The sequence below is a fragment of the Mycobacterium helveticum genome, from assembly GCF_007714205.1.
Lineage (GTDB): Bacteria > Actinomycetota > Actinomycetes > Mycobacteriales > Mycobacteriaceae > Mycobacterium > Mycobacterium helveticum.
This window is the reverse complement of the sequence record NZ_VMQU01000002.1, coordinates 37,380-54,130: the sequence shown is the minus strand read 5'-3', so window position 1 is coordinate 54,130 and position 16,751 is coordinate 37,380. Positions and strand designations below refer to the sequence as shown.

Below are 16,751 nucleotides of genomic sequence, written 5' to 3'. Positions count from 1 at the left end.
GCACACTGATGTGCGTTATATATAAAGCTTCGCTCTCGCGTCCGGATCTGTCAAGGCTGTGACGGGTTCCGGGACGGGTTCTCAGACACTGGCCCGGGGACTGACCGCGCTGCAGCTGGTGGCCGACTCCCCGGGCGGGCTGACGGTGCAACAGCTCGCCGACCAGATCGGGGTGCACCGCACCATCGCCTACCGGCTGCTGTCGACGCTGGCCCAATTCCGCCTGGTGGCCAAGGGGGATGACGGGCGTTACCGGCCCGCGGCCGGGCTCGCGGCCCTCGGCGCGTCCTTCGACCGCAACGTGCGCCAACTCTGCCTGCCGACGCTGCGCGCGCTGGCCGACGACCTGGGCACCACCGTGTCGCTGCTCATCGCCGAGGGCGATCAGCAGGTGGCGGTCGCGGTGATCGTGCCGAGCCATGTCGCCTACCAACTTTCGTTCCACGAGGGCAGCCGCTACCCGCTGGACCGGGGCGCCGCGGGCATCGCCCTGCTCGCGAGCATGCCGCCGCGCCCGGGGGAACGCGATCTGGTCGCCCGCGCCCGGGAGCGCGGGTGGGTGACGACGTACGGCGAAATCGAGCCCAACACCTATGGTTTGGCGGTGGCGCTGCGCCGCCCCGCCCCCTCCCCGCCGACCTGCATCAACCTCATCTCCCACCGGGAAGACGTCGTGATGCGCGGCAGGGAAGCGGTCATCACCGCCGCCAAGCAGTTGTCCGAGGTACTGAGCTGAAGGGATGCGTCCATGTCCTGGGACCATGAGGTCGATGTTGTCGTGCTCGGCAGCGGCGCCGCCGCGCTCACGGCGGCACTGGCGGCGGCAGTAGCCGGCGCCTCGGTGGAGGTCTTCGAGAAGGCCCCGACCGTCGGCGGCACCACCGCCGTGTCGGGCGGCGTCGTGTGGATCCCCGCCCATAACCGTTGCACCGACGGAGAATTGACGCCCACCGATGCGCTGCGCTACCTGCGGGCGCAGTCCCACGGGGCGATGGACGACGCGCTGGTCGAGACCTTCGTGCGGACCGGCCCCGCGATGCTCGACTTCGTCGAGGCACACAGCGACGTGCGTTTCGAGGTCGCGACCGGATTCCCCGACTACCGGCCGGAGCTGCCGGGCGGGCGACCGACCGGCGGCCGCTCGCTCATCCCGACGCCGTACGACCTGGACCGTTTGGGCGGGTGGGCCACCAGGATCACGGCCTTTCCGGACGACTTCTCCAACGTCGGATTCGACGCCGAGACCCGGGCCCGTCTGCACGCGGCGGCGGACGGTCAACCCGGCAACCTGTGCGTCGCCGGCGCCGCACTCATCGCGGGTCTTCTCAAGGCGTTGCTCGACGCCGGTGTGCCGGTGCATGCGAATGCGCGGGCGCAAGAGCTTCTCGCCGATACCGGGGAGATCACAGGAGTGCGGGTCGCCGTGGCGGACCGCACGATCAGCGTGCGCGCCCGCCACGGGGTCGTGCTGGGCACCGGCGGCTTCGAATGGGATCCCGCTCTGACACAAGCCTTTCTGCGCGGCCCGATGCACGGGGCGGTCTCCCCGCCGAACAACACCGGCGACGGGTTGCGCATGGCGATGGCTCAGGGCGCGGACCTGGCCAACATGGGCGAGGCGTGGTGGGTGCCGATCGTCCGGATTCCCGGCGACACCATCGACGGCAAGCCCCGCAGCCGCAGCGTTCGCCTGGAACGGACCCGGCCCCGGAGCATCATCGTCAACGCCTCCGGGCGCCGGTTCGTCAACGAGGCCGCCGACTACAACTCGATGGCCGGCGCCTTCCAGTACCTGGACCCCCGCGACGGATACGTCAACGACCGCGCATGGATGGTGTTCGACTCGGTCCACTTGCAGCGGTACGGGTTCCTGGGCATCGCCCCCGGCGAACCGGTCCCGGACTGGTTCTGCGAATCGGCGGACCTCGCCGAGCTGGCCGCCAAGACCGGCATCGACGCCGACGGCCTGACCCGCACCCTCGAGCGATGGAACCGTCACGTCGCCGCCGGCGCCGATCCCGACTTCGGGCGCGGCTCCAGCGCGTACGACGGCTACTGGGGCGACGACAGCGCGACGACACCGGCGGGCAAGACCCTCGGCCCGATCGACAGGGCCCCCTTCTATGCGGTGCCGGTGAGCATCGGCGCGATGGGCACCAAGGGCGGGCCGCGCACCGATCACGACGGGCGCGTCCTGCACGTCGGCGGGGAACCGATACCGGGGCTGTTCGCCGCGGGCAACGCCATGGCCGGTGCGACCGGGCGGGCCTACGGCGGTGCCGGCGGAACCATCGGCCCGGCAATGGTTTTCGGTTACCGCGCGGGCCACGCTGCCGCCACCGGGAAGTCGGTCGACCCGCGGTAGCATCCGGCCGGACGCCGGACGATCGCGCTGCGCGGTGCGTTCGGCCGGCGGCGCGACGCAAGCGGACGCGGTCACCGTGGGCGAACAGGACGTCGAAACCGGCGATGTGCAGATCGGTTGACCTGTTCCAGGATGCGGCAGGACGCGGGACGAGCCTCTACGGCAAGCTGATACACCGATCGCGCGGTCCGCGGAGCACTTGCTCCACCGAAATTAGTCCGGCTCAAAGGCCCCGCAGACGGGGCGCCGACCTTTCCGTCGCGGCGCCCGGGGTTTGTCGCAATCGGTGGCCGTCGGACTCACATTCGGGTTGGGACACAGGAACACCCGATCCCTACCGGCCGCGGTCGAATCGTCCGGCGAGGTAATCGGCCCGGCAGGCGTTGCGGGCAAGTTTGCCGCTGGTGGTACGGGGGATGACGCCGGCGGCCACAAGTTTGATGTCAGCAACGCGGATGTGGTGCTGGCGCGCGACCGCAGCCCGCACCGCATCGAGAATCGGGCCCGGATCTTGCCGGCCCGCGCCGGCAGCGCGTTCGGCCACGATGACGAGTTGCTCTGCAGTGTTGCCGACCGATGACTCCAGTATGTCGTGGGGAACCGAGAACGCCGCGACATATCCGTGGCGGATCGCGGTGGAAGCGTGGCCGACCGTGGTTTCGATGTCGTGGGGATAGTGATTGCGGCCGTCGATGATGATGAGGTCTTTGATCCGCCCTATCAGATACAGATCGCCGGCGACGTAAACGCCGAGGTCCCCGGTTGCCAGCCAGCAGCCGTTGTCTTCCGCGCCCTCGGCGTGGCTGCCGTGCATCAGCCGCGATTGCAGCTTGTTGGCGAACACGCGCTCGGTTTCATCGGCACGCCCGAAGTACCCACGGCCAATGTTGTTGCCGTGCAGCCAAATCTCGCCGATCGTACCGTCGGGAACCTCGGCGCCGTCGGAATCGGCGATCACTGCCCACTGGTTGGGGATCGGTTGGCCACACGAGACGTAGGGGACCGAGCCCGGGGTCGTTGCGGCGACGGGCACCGCGCGGCCCGCACCGAGCTGCTCACGATCAAGGTAGATCGCACTGGCCTTGGCCGCTTGGGCGATGCTGGCCACCGAGAGCGTCGCTTCGGCCATTCCGTAGGACGGCTTGACCGCCGTGGCAGGCAGGCCGTAGGGGGCGAACGCCGTGGTGAATTTGTCGATGGCCGACATCGTCACCGGTTCAGACCCGTTGAGCAGGCAGACAAGATTGCTCAGGTCCAGGTCTTCGCCCTGTGGCGGCAGACCGCGTTCGGCGGTCAATTCGAAGGCGAAGTTCGGCGCGGCGGCAAACGTGCGCCCATCCCGGCCCTCGGCGCCCAGCTGCTTGATCCATCGGTACGGCCGCCGAAGGAACGCCATGGGGTCCATCAGCGTGATGGATTGCCCGAACAGCGCGGGGAACATGATCATGATCAGACCCATGTCGTGATACAAGGGCAACCAGCTCACGCTGCGGACTCCCAGGTCCAGTCCGCCGGCCAGGACCATCTGCATGACGTTCGTGCAGACGGCGCGGTGGGTGATCTCCACACCGGCCGGCGTGCGCGTCGAGCCGGACGTGTATTGCAAATAGGCGACATCATCGGTATCGCCTGACACGTCGACAAAGCTCGCGCCGAGCGTTTCTGGCACCGCATCTACCGCGATCAATCGCGGACGCCGCTGTGGCGGCAGCGCTTTGATGAACGTGCGTACCGGCTCGGCGGCCTCGGTGGTGGTCAACACCGCGGCGGGCCGGGCATCGGCCAGCACCGCGGCCAGACGCTCGGCATGCCCGGACAGCGTCGGCGCAAACAGCGGGACTGCGATGTTGCCGGCATGAAGCGCGGCGAAGAAGCCGCCAATGTAGTGCAAACCTTGTGGGGCCACGATCGCCACCCGGTCACCGGGCGAGGTGACGTGTTGTAGGCGGGCGCCGATCGCGCGCACCTGTGACCATAACGCGTTCCAGCTCAGATCAACGGCCTGCCCGTGGGGATCCTTGGCATAGTCAATGAAGCGGTAGGACCGGCGGTCACCGAAAGCCGCTCGGTTACGGTCGAGAAGCGACGTCAGGGTCACCCCATCGGGCACGACGATCGTGCCGCCGGCGTCAACATAGCCCGCAACATCGCCAACCACGGGTACACGACTTTGCGACAACCGACTCTGGACCACGACGAGAAACGATAATAGACGAGCTAACTACACGCGGGTGTCGGCGCGGCATGAAAAACATCACACTCGGACGCGCCGTGTGTGGGCTTCGCCCGGGAAGCGCGGCGGGAGATCGCCCCTGCGGATGCGCGTTCCAGGCGTCAGGTCCGGGCCGCGGCCGGAAGCACGTGGTCGCCCACCTTGTCGGTGGAAAGGCACAGCGAACAGACGTACGCCTGGTGGGTTTGGCAGGCCAGCATGTCCGGTCGCTCGAACTCGTCCGTGCAGACATGACACCGCAGGTGCTCACCCGAGGGGTTGCCGCAGTCGTCGTACATGGGCAACGCGATGCCGTCGTCGGTGCGCCGGAGGTAGTACTTGCCTTTCGTGGCGACCGCCAGGATGGGCGGCATCACCAACGCCAGGACGATGGCCACCAACGGCGAGTACGGCCGCAAGCCGGCGCCGAGGCCGCCGAAGAACGCGAGGATCGACAGTCCCGCCGCCAACAGCATCGAACCAAAGCCGACCGGGTTGACCGCGTACAACATGCCGCGCCGGAACTCGGGCTTCTTCGGCGACAGGCCGAGCAGATACTTGTTGAAGACGATGTCGGATGCCACCGCCACCACCCACGCCATACCGCAGTTCGAGTAGAACCCGAGAATGGTGTTGAGGAAGTCGAACATGTTGGCTTCCATCAGGATCAGCGCGATCGTCAGGTTGACACCGAGGAACACGACGCGGCCCGGGTAGTGCTTGGTGAGGCGGGTGAACGAGTTGGTCCACGCCAGCGATCCCGAGTACGCGTTGGTCACGTTGATCTTGATCTGGCTGAGCACGACGAGGATCACGGCCAGGGTCACCGCCAGCCACTCCGGCATGAAGTTCTGGTAGATCTCGTTGAACTGGTGCACCGGCTGGTTGGCGATCGACGTGGAACCCACGAGGTGAAAGACCAGATACACGGCCAAGAACAGCCCGACGACCTGCTTGATCGCCCCGAACACCACCCAGCCGGGACCGGCGAGCAGCATCCAGGTCCACCAGCTGCGGGAGTTCTCCGGCGTGCGCGGGGGCATGAACCGCAGGTAGTCGATCTGTTCGGCGATCTGCGCGATCAGCGACAGGCACACGCCCGCGGCCAGCAGCGAGGAGCCGAGGTCGAAACCGCTGCGGCCGTACTTGCCGGTGTAGCCGAAGAATTCACCGACCGACTCGGGATGGCTGATCACCAGATAGACGAACGGGGCGACCATCAGCATCAACCACAGCGGCGTGGTCCAGAGCTGCAGCTGCGAAAGGACTTTCATCCCGTAAATGACCAGCGGGAAGATGACCAGCGTCGAGCAGGCATAACCCGCCCAGAGCGGGATGTGCAGGCCCAGCTTGAGCCCCTGGGCCATGATGGAGCCCTCGAGCGCGAAGAAGATGAAAGTGAACGTCGCGAAGATGACGTTGGTGACCACCGAACCGTAGTAGCCGAAGCCACTGCCGCGGGTGATCAGGTCGAGGTCGATGTTGTACCGCGCGGCGTAATAGGCCAGCGGAAACCCGGTCGCGAAGATCACCACCGCGAAGATCCCAATGCCCCACAGCGCGTTGGTGGTGCCGTAGGCGATGCCCACGTTGGCGCCGATCGCGAAATCGGCCAGATAGGCGATGCCGCCGAGAGCCGAGACGCCAACCACGGCCGTGGACCATCGCCGGTAACTGCGCGGCGCGAATCGCAGCGTGTAATCCTCGAGTGTCTCCCTGGTGGCGGTCAGCGTGTCGTGCTCGACCCCGGCGACGGAGGTGTCTTCGATGTTCGTCTCGATGTCCTTTGTCATTACACCTGTCCAGGTAGCCGTTACCAGTCGGTCGTCAGCCCGCCGACGGCGGCTGGGCCATCACCGTGAGACGCACCCCGTAGCGGGGACCCGTACCCGTCGCGCCTTTGGCGGCACCGCCGAGCGGCATGCCACCCAGCACACTTCCGGTGTGGCCGGTGCTCTCGGGTTCGATTACTTCGCTGACGAATCGCGACGATGAGATGGGGGTGTGCGGGATCGGGTTCGCCCCCGCCCACACGGGCGGTACGGATAACTTGCCAATGGAGCCGGCGTTGGCCAACGTCGCCGCGACGCCGGCGCCGCCGATCACGCCCTCCGCGCTGTGCGCGCCGACGGCCACTGCCGCCGCGGGCGCGGCCGCAGCGGCGAGCGGCGCGGTGTTGATCAACCCGAAAGCGGCCGCGGTGCCGGTGAAGAAACTGGTGATACCGGCACCGAAGAAAGGCAAACCCAGCGTGTCATAGAAAAAGTTCCCGAAGGGCCCATAAAAGTTCAGGAACTCCTGCAGGGTGCCCGCCGCAGACGTCGCGGCCGACTGCAGGGGAGATGAGAGGCCCTGCAGCGCGGCGGGCAATGACGAAACCAGCTGCGACAGCGTGCTCCCTGCCGCACCCGCCGACGTGGCAGCGGCGTGGGCAACCGCGCCGGCCTGGCCCGTCGCCGCCGCGGCGTTGGCGGTCTGCGGGGGCGGAGAATAGGGCGTCACCGATGAGGCGGCCGCAGACGAACCCGCATAGCTGAACATGGTCGCGGCATTTCGGGCCCACATTTCGCCGTACTGAGCTTCGTTAGCGGCAATCGCCGCGGTGTTCTGCCCCAGGACATTGGTTGAAATCAGAGAGGCCAATTGGGCGCGATTACCCGCTATCTGCGGTGGCGGCACGATCGCCGCGAGCGCCGCCTCGAAGGCCGCCGCCGCCGAGCGCACCTTACCGGCCGTCTCCTCGGCTTGCGCGGCGGCGGTGCGCATCCACGCCACGTAGGGCGTGACCGACTCGGCCATCGCCGCCGACGCGGGCCCCATCCACTCCTCGCTGTTCAGCCGGGTGATCACCGTCTCGTAACCCGTTGCGGCCGAGGCCAGCTCACTGGCCAACCCGCTCCATGACGATGCGGCTGCCAACATTGACGCCGAACCCGGGCCAGAATACAGGCGGGCCGAGTGGATCTCCGGTGGGAAAGAACCAAAGTTGATCATTTCCAGGGCCTATCTGGTTGCGTGCTCACGGATACCATGTCTCTTTTTTTCCCTCGATACTGTTGTGCGTCGATCGCTTCGCGTCGACGTCGGCGCTACCCGGCATCGGGCGGATGCGTCATCACGGTCAGGCGCACCCCGTAGCGCCGCCGGCCGAAGGTCGCACCGCGTCGATCCCTCGGTACGGCCGGGATCATCCCTTGCGTCGAACTTGGCGGGGCACCATGAGCGTAAGAGGCCGCCGTTACCGACGTCACGGGGCTCGGCGCCGACGGAGACGTGGCCCAACTCGGCGGTACCGACATCAGCCCGACTTTGCCGGCCTGACCCGCATTCGCCGAGACCAATACGGCCCGCCCGCCTGCAGGTGCCACATCCGAAACCAGGGCCGGTTCGATCGCGGGGACCAGCGCCGCCTTCCCGAAGTGGGGCACGAGCTGCTGCGAAAACAGATAACCCAACTGAACGACACCCGCGCCGAAATAGCTCAGCCCGTACGAGTTCACCGTCAGGTTCAAGTTCTCGGTGGGAAAGGCTTGCAAGCTTGCCGTCAGGCCCGAGAGCTTCGACTCGATACCACCTAGCGCCGAGGCTCCAAACTGCTGCAGGACCCCAACAGCAGACGTCCCCTGCGCCGCGGGTGACGCCACCGCATGCTGCGCGGTGCCCGCGGCCAACGAACCGGCGTTGGCGACTGCCGCCTCCTGCCCCGTCAGCCCGGCCGGGTTGGTGGCCTTCGGTGGCGGCGTGAACGCATTCAGCACAGTGGCGGCAGCCGACGAATTGGCGTAGCCGTACATGGCGGCGGCATCCTGCGCCCAGAACTCCGCGTACTGGGCTTCGGTCGTCGCGATGGCGGGCGTGTTCTGGCCGAAGAAGTTCGTCGCGATCAGTCCAGCCAGCAGAGCCCGGTTGGCGGCTATCACCGGCGGCGGCACGGTCATCGCGAACGCGGTCTCGTAGGCCGCGGCGGCCGCTTTCGCCTGCATGCCGGCGTGCTCGGCCTGCAGGGCGGTTTTGCTCAGCCAGTCCACATAGGGAGTTACCGCGGCAATCATGGACGCCGACGTGGGACCCACCCAGCGCATGCCGGTCAGATCGGAGATGACAGCCCGATAACCGGTGGCCGCGATGCCGAGCTCCGCGGCCAACCCGTCCCAGGCTCCCGCAGCGGCAAGCAGGGGGCCCGACCCCGGACCCGAATAGATACGAGCCGAATTGATCTCGGGAGGCAGCGCACCGAAATCCAACGGCAGCAACCCGTGGGCCGCCACGTCCGGGAGGAGTTCCGTAACGACAACGGCGTCCGCTGCGTCCGCCGTCATCGAGCACACCGCCGTCCAGTTACGCAGCGGTGGTCGGTCGCGGCGCCGGGCAGCGCGCGGAGGGGCCTCGGCTTCGGCAAGGGCTGGTCGCGGACACGCCGACATCGTGTTTGCAGTGAAGCCATCCGGCCATCCGACAAACGCACCCGGGTACCATATAGTCCAACTATTTATTTCCACCCGGAAACAATTGTGTGAATATCTTGCCAACTACCTGTCAATTAGCTTAAGGCCGAGCGGCAGGAGCCTCTTCCCGAAAATGCAACCGGGTCGCGCGCCTGATCGGCGCCCCGCCGGCAAACGTCGTGTCCGCGGCACGGCCGTGGATCGCCTTGCGCAGCAGTCGTGTCCGCCGGGAGGCTCAGTTCTTCGAGCGGTAATGTCACGCGGGCACGAGTCACCCCGGGGTATCAAGAAATGATGCTCCCCGGGCAGCGGCCACCCGAGGCGGCGCGGTTTGATTGCCGAATTCGACACCGTGGTCGACCACATTCCGAGCAAACGGACGCAGTGCGCAGCGTTCCCGGCCCGGAACGGCGACGCTCAACCGTCTTGTCGAGTGGTCGGTGACAGCAGTTTGTCGGCCGCGGTGTAGGGGTCGTCGTGTCCGTCGACCACCGACTCCGCCAGCCGCTCGAGCTCCGGCCGGACCCGCAGCCGTGTCTGCGCCAGCGACAGAATCTGCGACCGGGCGCGGGCCAGCCGGCGCGCGCGGTTGTCGCTGCGGCGATGGTCGTCGATGGCGGCCATCAGGTCCGCGATCCCCTCGCCGCGCGCGGCGACCAGGCTCACGATCGGGGCGGCGGTCTCGGCGCGCAGGTCCCGCACGGTCTGTTCGGCACCCTGGCGGTCGGCCTTGTTGACCACCACGATGTCGGCGACTTCCAGCACGCCCGCCTTGGCGGCCTGCACGGCGTCACCCGTCCCGGGGTTGAGGATGACGACGGCCGGGTCGGCGACGGCGGCGACCTCGATCTCGGATTGCCCCACCCCGACCGTCTCCAGCAGAACCACGTCGTAACCGATCGCGACGAGCAGCCGCAGCGCCGCGGGAACGGCGGCGGCCAGTCCCCCGAGGTGGCCGCGGGTTGCCACCGAACGAATCAACACGCCGGAGTCGTTGATATGCGCGGCCATCCGGATGCGATCGCCGAGCAGCGCACCGCCGCTGAACGGCGAAGACGGGTCCACGGCCAGCACGGCCACCCGGCACCCCCGCTCCCGGTAGGCCCCTACCAGGGCGGCGATCGTCGTCGACTTGCCCGCACCCGGCGGCCCGGTGACGCCTATGACGGGCACCGCGGGAACCGACAGGGACCCGATGCCGGCCAGCACCTCGTCACGCCGCTCGCCCTCGACCAGGCTGAGCAGACGACCGACGGCGCGCGGAGATCCGTTGCGCGCGGCGGCGATCAGATCGGCGATGGTCACGTGTGCATTATGGGCGCACGGAACTCACGGGGCCGCGACTTCGATCACCGTGGCCGAACCCATGCCGCCGCCCGCGCACATGGCCGCCACGCCGATTCCCCCGCCGCGGCGCCGCAATTCGTGCACCAGGGTGACCAGCATCCGCGCCCCGGTCGCCGCCACCGGGTGCCCCAGCGCGCAGCCGCTGCCGCTCACGTTGACCGTGTCCGGGTCCAGGTCGAGCATCCGAATGGTGGCCACGCACATCGCCGCGAACGCCTCGTTGATCTCGAAAAGATCGACATCCGTCGTCGAAAGCCCGGCACGGGCAAGAGCTTTCGGGATCGCATCCACCGGAGCCAAACCGGTGATCGCGGGATCGACGCCGACCGACGCCCAGGCGCGCACGGTGGCCAGCGCGGGCAGTCCGAGCCGGTCGCTGGCGATGGTCAGCACCGCGGCCCCGTCGTTGGCGCCGCAGGCGTTGCCGGCCGTGATCGAGAACCCCTCGATCTCGGGATGCAGCGGCTTGAGTGCGGCCAGCTTCTCCATGGTGGTGTCGCGGCGCGGGTGCTCGTCGACCGAGAACAGCCCGTGCGGTGTCCCGATCGGGACGATCTCCTCCTTGAACCGCCCCTCGTCGATCGCGGCGATCGCATTGCGGTGCGAACGCAGCGCCCAGGCGTCCATCTCCTCGCGGCTCACCCCGGCCTTGACCGCGGCATTCCAGCCGACGGTGATCGACATGTCGAGGTTCGGCGCGTCGGGGCGATCCGGGTGGGTCGGGGGGAACCAGTCGACCCATTCGCCGTCCACCTGCATGCGCGTCCGCGGGGACGTGGAGGCCGAATTCACCCCTCCGGCGATGACGAGCTGGTCCATGCCCGCGCGCACACTTGCCGCCGCGCTCTGCACCGCCGCCTGCCCGGCCGCGCAATGCCGGTTGTTGGCCAGCCCGGGCACGTGGGCCAGGCCCGCCGTGATCGCCGCGTGGCGCGCGACCACGCCGCCGCCGTAGAGACCCTCGCCCAGGACCACATCGTCGACCTGTGCGGGGTCCAGAGCCTTGGCCGCTTCGCACACCACGTGATGGGCGAGGTCGAACGCGCTGGTGTCGCGCAGCGTTCCCTTGCGGGCGGTGCCGATGGGGGTGCGCAGGGCGGACACGATGACGGCTTCAGGCACGGATTCTTCTCCAGTTCGGCAGACAGGTGCGGGGCCGGCAGCGACCACGCAATCATGAGAACCTTATTCTCTCAAAGCGAGAGTATGAGTTGCAAGTGGCCGCCGCCGCCTCGCCACCCGCCGGGACTTGAGATAGGAAGGGGGCGTGACTGCGCGCGAACCCATGATCGCCGTACCGGGGGGCCACGTCTGGACCAGACGGGCCGGCGGCGGTGCGGGCCGTCCCGTGCTCGTGGTCCACGGCGGCCCCGGCCTGCCGCACGACTACCTGAGGTCACTGGAGCGCCTGGCCGACGAGCGGGAGGTCATCTTCTGGGATCAGTTGGGGTGCGGGAAATCCGGGCGCCCGTCGAACACCGACCTGTGGACGATGGAACGCTCGGTGGCCGAAATGGATTCGGTGGTGCGGACGCTCGGCCTGAGTCGCTTCCACGTCTTCGGCAACTCGTGGGGCGGGATGCTGGCGCAGCAGTACGTGCTCGACGTCAGCTCCGGGGCGGTCAGTCTCACCATCTCGAACAGCATCTCCTCCGTGCCGCAGTTTTCCGGGATGATGGCCCGGTTGAAGGCGGAGCTCGACCCGCAGACCCAATCTGCGATCGCACGCCACGAGGCCGCCGGCACCACCTCTGCGGCCGAATACCAGGCGGCGATCCGCACCTGGAACGAAACGTACCTGTGTCGCGTCCGGCCATGGCCCACAGAGCTTTTCGACGCGTTCGCGGGAATGGGCACCGAGATCTTCGAGACAATGTTCGGTTCCAGCGACTTCCACATCGTCGGGACCATCCGCGACTGGGACGTGCTGGACCGGCTGACCGAGATCGCCCTGCCGACCCTGGTCCTCGCGGGCAGGTACGACGAGTGCGCACCCGAGCACATGTACGAGATGCACCGGCGCATCGCGGGCTCGCAGTTCGAGCTGTTCGAATCCAGCTCGCACATGCCGTTCATCGAGGAGCCCGCCCGATTCGACCGGGTGATGCGCGACTTCCTCCGCCGCCACGAAGCCTGAGCTCGCGGTGCCCCTCCGCCGAAGTGACCTCCAGTCAGCTAGTTCCTGCCCGCCGTCAGCCGGGCGATGATCGAGCGGAAGTCCTCGGTCGTGAACGACTGGTACTCGGCCGCGAGGGCATAGTCCAGGCTCGCCAGCACCGCGCGCTCCAGATGGATGTTGAGCACCCGCTTGGTGCTCTCGACCGCCTGCTGGGGCAGCTCCAGGATCTTCCTGGCGCACGCGGTGGCCTCCGCGACGGGATCGGCCACCACGTGATTGGCCAACCCGAGTTCCACGGCCCGCTCGGCGCGAATCCTGGAGCCCGTCAACGCGTATTCCTTGGCCAGCAGCAGGCTGATGTGCAGCGGCCAGGTGAGCGGCCCGCCGTCGGCGGCCACCAGCCCCACCTGCACATGGGGGTCGGCGAGGTAGGCGTCCTCGGCGATGTAGACGATGTCGCTCAACGCCACCAGGCTGCAGCCCAGGCCGACGGCCGGCCCATTGACCGCCGCCACCAAGGGGATTCGGCACCGCGCCATGCCCAGCACGATCTCGCGCCCGTCGCGAATGGTCTTGGCGCGCAGTGCGGCGTCTTTCGAAAGCTCCTTGAGATAGGCGAAGTCGCCGCCCGCCGAGAACGCCCGGCCCGCCCCGGTGAGCACCGCCGCGCGTGCCGTCGGGTCGTCGGTCAGTCGCTGCCACAGCCGCGCGAGCCCGACGTGCAGGTTGTCGTTGACCGAGTTCAGCGAGTCCGGCCGGTTCAGTGTGACGATGCGCAACGCGCCGTCGGCACGCACGTCGATCTCGTCGGGCATGTCATACACGTCAGACCCCCAGTCCCAGGATTCGTGAAGCGATGATGTTCTTCTGTATCTGCGATGTTCCGCCCATCACGCTCTGCGCGCGGCTGTACAGGTAGGCGCCGAGCAGGTCGGGGTCGCGGGTGCCCGCGACCGCCAGCGCGGCGTGTCCGACCGACTGTTCGACCCAGGTCATCAACAGCTTGTCGAGCGATCCTTCGGGCCCGTGCGATACCCCGTCCAGCTGTTCGGACAGCCGCCGCCGCACGTGATGGGTTAACATCTCCGACTGAACGGCCGCCCAGGCGACCTCCTCGGACACCGGCTCTGCGCTGCGCGCCAACAGGTTTCGCACCAGTTTGCCGTACCTGGCGGCGTAGCCGAGGGTGGACGGTTCGCGCTCGTGGCCGACGACGGTCATGGCGACCGCCCATCCGTCGCCGGGCGCCCCGACCATCCGGTCGGCCGGTACCGTGGCGCCGTCGAAGAAGACCTGCCCGAACTCGTTGATGACCCCACTGATCATGCGCAGCGGACGCTGTTGCACGCCGGGCTGTTTCATCTCGAAGATGAATGCCGACAGGCCCCGGTGGCGTTTGGCCTCGGGGTCGGTGCGGGCCAGCAGCAGACACCAGTCCGCGACGTCGGAGTAACTGGTCCAGATCTTGTGCCCGTCGATCACGTAGTCGTCGCCCTCGCGGCGTGCGGCGGTCGTCAGCGAGGCCAGATCCGAGCCGGCGCCGGGCTCGCTGAACCCCTGGCACCACCGCTCGGTCCCGTCGATGATGCCGGGCAGGAACCGCCGGCGCAGCTCGTCGCTCGCGTGCCTGCCGATGCCGTAGACCAGATAGCCCACGCTGGGGCGCGGCGGCGCGGCGGCGCGGGACAGCTCCTCGTCCACGATGACGTCGTAGACCGGCGGCAGATCCTGACCGCCGTACTCGCGGGGAAACGACAGCCCGAAGAAGCCCTGTTGGAAAAGGGCCTGATGCCACTGGGCCTGACGGGCCCAGTACTCGTCGCCGGAGCTGGGAAAGTCTTTGGCGTGCAACGCGAGCCAGGTTCGCAGCCGCTCGCGGAAGGCCGCCTCGGCGGGCGAGTCACGAAAGTCCAAAGTCGATCTCCTTCAGCGCGACGGGCCACAGTTCGGTGGAGGTCAGCGCCCGGCGCAGGTAGACGTGCACCAGGCAGTCCCAGGTATTGCCGATGCCGCCGTGCACCTGGATCGCGGTCTCGCAGACGGTGCGGGCGGCCCGGGCGCAGTAGACCTTCGCGATCTGGGCGGCCCGGATGGCTTCGGCCGGCGGCAGTTCGTCGACCCCCCACGCGGCATGGCGCGAGATGCTGACCGACCCTTCGATCAGCGCGAGGCTTTCGGCCAGCAGGTGCGCGACGGCCTGGTAGGACCCGATCGCCTTGCCGTACTGTTCGCGGATTTTCGCGTAGTCGCAGGCCACCGCATGCGCGCCGCGGGCGATTCCGACCAGATCGGCCGACGTGATGGCCAGCGCGAGCGCCAGCCATCGTGCGGCGTCGCCGTCGGACACCTCACCGAGAGGGGTCGGCTCCCCCGTCGAACTCGCTTCGGCCCGAGTGAGATCCGCACCGCCACGACGCGCGCCGACCTCCGTCGCCAGCACGGCGCATCCCGAGAGTACAAGTGCACGTTGGCATCCGCGCGCGTCGATCACGCGGCCGTCGACACCTACGGTTGCTCCCCCACCGTCGGCGCCGAGGTGGCGGGCCAGGTCGTCGGCCAGCACCGGCCCGAGGAACGGCGCGTCGACCAGGCGGCGCCCGAATTCCTCGGCCACGATCGCGACCTCCACACCGGACGCGCCGTCGGAGCGCAGCGCGCGCCAGCCACTCCCAGCGACCTGCCGGTCCAGGCGCGTGATTCGCCCGTCGTCGTCGAGGTCCCCCACCGACCCCGGCCCGAGGTCGTCGGCCAGCCTGGCGGCGGCGTCGCGCAGTTGCCGCTGTTCAGCTGTCAGACGTACATCCATGGCGCTCCTTGAGGACTCGGCGCAGCACCTTGCCCGAGGGCAGGCGCGGGATATCGGCCACGAACACCACGCGGCTCACGCGTTTGTAGGATGCCAGCCGCTGCTCGACCCGGTCGGTGAGTTCTGCGGCGACGGCCGCCGTGTCGACGGGGGCGCGCACCGCGACGGCGGCCACGACGGCCTCGCCGTTGATGCCGTCCGGGACGCCGAACACCGCGCAGTCCTCGACGGCCGGATGACCGTGCAGCACCGTCTCGACCTCGGCGGGGGCGACCTGGAAGCCGCGGACTTTGATCATCTCCCTGAGGCGGTCGGTGATCCGCAGCCAGCCACCGGAGTCCAGCCGGCCGACGTCCCCGGTCCGATACCAGCCGCCGCAGAACGCCTCGCCCGTCGCCTCCGCGGGCAGGTACCCGGCCATCAGAGACGTTGACCGGGCCTGGATCTCGCCGATTTCCCCCGTGCAGACCGGCTCGCCGGTGTCCAGCGAGACCACCCGCAGCTCCACGCCCGGCACCGGCCGACCGACGGTGTCGAGGCGGGCCTTGTCGACCGGATTGCAGGCGATGACGGGCAGTTCCGTGGTGCCGTACGCCGGCACCCAGCCGACGCCGGTCCGCCGGGTCACCGTCTCGGCGACGCTGACGGTGACCGGCGTCGCGCCCCACATGATGAAGCGCAGCGACGACAGGTCGTAGGACTCGAGTCGGGGGTGCGACGCGATGGCCAGCGCGATGGGCGCGATCGCCATTTCGACCGTGATGCGGTCCTTTTCGACATGATGCAGCATTGCGTCGACGTCGAAGCGGGGATGCAGGCGGATCCGGGCACCGGTCCGCAGCGCGGTGAGGATGTTGAGCAGGCCCAGGATGTGGGACGGCGGCGTGACCACCTGGATGCGGTCGCGGGCGGTCAGCCGCAGCGCTGCCCGCCAGTGTCCGACGGCCTCGTCCAGCGCCGCGTGGGTGTGCCGGACGGCCTTGGGCAGGCCCGTGGTGCCCGAACTGAAGACCAAGACCGCGTCGGCGCGGCGCGGCAGCGAACGGGCGAGCGACTCGCCGGGGGCGATCGGTTCGTCCAGCGGCAGCATCGGCATCAGGCCGGCCAGCACCGGATGGTCACCGACGGCATGAGTCGGTTCGGTCAGCGCGAGCGCGTGGGCGACCTCGTCGCGCTTCCAGGCGGGGCTGACGAGCACGGCGGTCGCCCCGAGCCGCCAAATCGCCAGCAGCGCGGCGACGAATTCCGGCCGGTTGGACGACATCACCGCAACCCGCTGGCCCGCGGCGACGCCCCGTTCGGCGAGTGTCGCGGCCAGCCCGGCGGCCAGCGCGTCGAGTTGCGGCGCGCTGTAGCACCGTTCCTCGAACACGAGCGCTGCCGGCTCGGTCACGTCCCGTTCCTTCCAGCAGTCCCAACCGCGATGAGAAGATCCTATCGGCTGACGAGAATACTAT

The 16,751-nt window shown here is 68.4% G+C and carries 13 protein-coding genes; 3 read left to right on the top strand and 10 right to left on the bottom strand.

Features of this window, described 5'->3' with window-relative positions:
* Positions 1–58: 58 nt before the first annotated feature.
* Positions 59–736: an IclR family transcriptional regulator gene (locus FPZ47_RS00740; RefSeq protein ID WP_144947083.1), complete on the top strand. Its 678-nt coding sequence runs from the start codon at positions 59–61 to the stop codon at positions 734–736.
* A 12-nt stretch (positions 737–748) separates the two neighbouring features.
* Positions 749–2,365, top strand: a complete 1,617-nt coding sequence (locus FPZ47_RS00735; RefSeq protein WP_144947080.1) for an FAD-dependent oxidoreductase — start codon at positions 749–751, stop codon at positions 2,363–2,365.
* Between the two features lie 334 nt (positions 2,366–2,699).
* On the opposite strand, the gene FPZ47_RS00730 is transcribed toward FPZ47_RS00735, so the two are convergent.
* The 6 genes from FPZ47_RS00730 to FPZ47_RS00705 all read right to left on the bottom strand — a co-directional run bounded on the left by FPZ47_RS00730 (position 2,700) and on the right by FPZ47_RS00705 (position 11,491).
* A complete protein-coding gene (locus FPZ47_RS00730; RefSeq protein ID WP_246133232.1) occupies positions 2,700–4,523 on the bottom strand; it encodes a fatty acyl-AMP ligase in 1,824 nt (607 codons plus the stop codon).
* Positions 4,524–4,699: 176 nt separating this feature from the next.
* Positions 4,700–6,370, bottom strand: coding sequence for a hypothetical protein (locus FPZ47_RS00725; protein ID WP_144947077.1), 1,671 nt, complete (start codon positions 6,368–6,370; stop codon positions 4,700–4,702).
* A 34-nt stretch (positions 6,371–6,404) separates the two neighbouring features.
* Entirely contained in the window at positions 6,405–7,568 is a 1,164-nt protein-coding gene (locus tag FPZ47_RS00720) for a PPE family protein (RefSeq protein ID WP_144947232.1), read from the bottom strand.
* A 98-nt stretch (positions 7,569–7,666) separates the two neighbouring features.
* Positions 7,667–8,821: a PPE family protein gene (locus FPZ47_RS00715; protein ID WP_144947230.1), complete on the bottom strand. Its 1,155-nt coding sequence runs from the start codon at positions 8,819–8,821 to the stop codon at positions 7,667–7,669.
* 618 nt (positions 8,822–9,439) lie between these two features.
* Positions 9,440–10,327 carry a methylmalonyl Co-A mutase-associated GTPase MeaB gene (gene meaB, locus FPZ47_RS00710; RefSeq protein ID WP_144947074.1) on the bottom strand — a complete coding sequence of 296 codons (888 nt, stop codon included), beginning with the start codon at positions 10,325–10,327 and terminating at the stop codon, positions 9,440–9,442.
* A gap of 24 nt (positions 10,328–10,351) precedes the next feature.
* Positions 10,352–11,491 (bottom strand): thiolase family protein, encoded by a 1,140-nt coding sequence (locus FPZ47_RS00705; RefSeq protein WP_144947071.1) that lies wholly within the window; start codon positions 11,489–11,491, stop codon positions 10,352–10,354.
* A 163-nt stretch (positions 11,492–11,654) separates the two neighbouring features.
* Between FPZ47_RS00705 and FPZ47_RS00700 the strand changes: the two genes are divergently transcribed.
* Positions 11,655–12,506 carry a proline iminopeptidase-family hydrolase gene (locus FPZ47_RS00700; RefSeq protein ID WP_144947227.1) on the top strand — a complete coding sequence of 284 codons (852 nt, stop codon included), beginning with the start codon at positions 11,655–11,657 and terminating at the stop codon, positions 12,504–12,506.
* Between the two features lie 38 nt (positions 12,507–12,544).
* On the opposite strand, the gene FPZ47_RS00695 is transcribed toward FPZ47_RS00700, so the two are convergent.
* Genes FPZ47_RS00695 through FPZ47_RS00680 form a run of 4 tightly spaced genes read right to left on the bottom strand, consistent with a single transcriptional unit; the run spans position 12,545 to position 16,687 of the window.
* Positions 12,545–13,312, bottom strand: a complete 768-nt coding sequence (locus FPZ47_RS00695) for an enoyl-CoA hydratase/isomerase family protein (protein WP_144947068.1) — start codon at positions 13,310–13,312, stop codon at positions 12,545–12,547.
* 1 nt (position 13,313) lies between these two features.
* Positions 13,314–14,402 carry an acyl-CoA dehydrogenase family protein gene (locus FPZ47_RS00690; protein WP_144947065.1) on the bottom strand — a complete coding sequence of 363 codons (1,089 nt, stop codon included), beginning with the start codon at positions 14,400–14,402 and terminating at the stop codon, positions 13,314–13,316.
* The gene (locus tag FPZ47_RS00685) at positions 14,389–15,294 is read right to left on the bottom strand and encodes an acyl-CoA dehydrogenase family protein (protein ID WP_144947062.1); all 906 of its coding nucleotides are present in this window, start codon (positions 15,292–15,294) and stop codon (positions 14,389–14,391) included. Before FPZ47_RS00685 ends, FPZ47_RS00690 begins: the two co-directional genes overlap by 14 nt.
* Entirely contained in the window at positions 15,272–16,687 is a 1,416-nt protein-coding gene (locus tag FPZ47_RS00680; protein WP_144947059.1) for a class I adenylate-forming enzyme family protein, read from the bottom strand. The genes FPZ47_RS00685 and FPZ47_RS00680 overlap by 23 nt, the downstream gene beginning before the upstream one ends.
* Between the last annotated feature and the right edge of the window lie 64 nt (positions 16,688–16,751).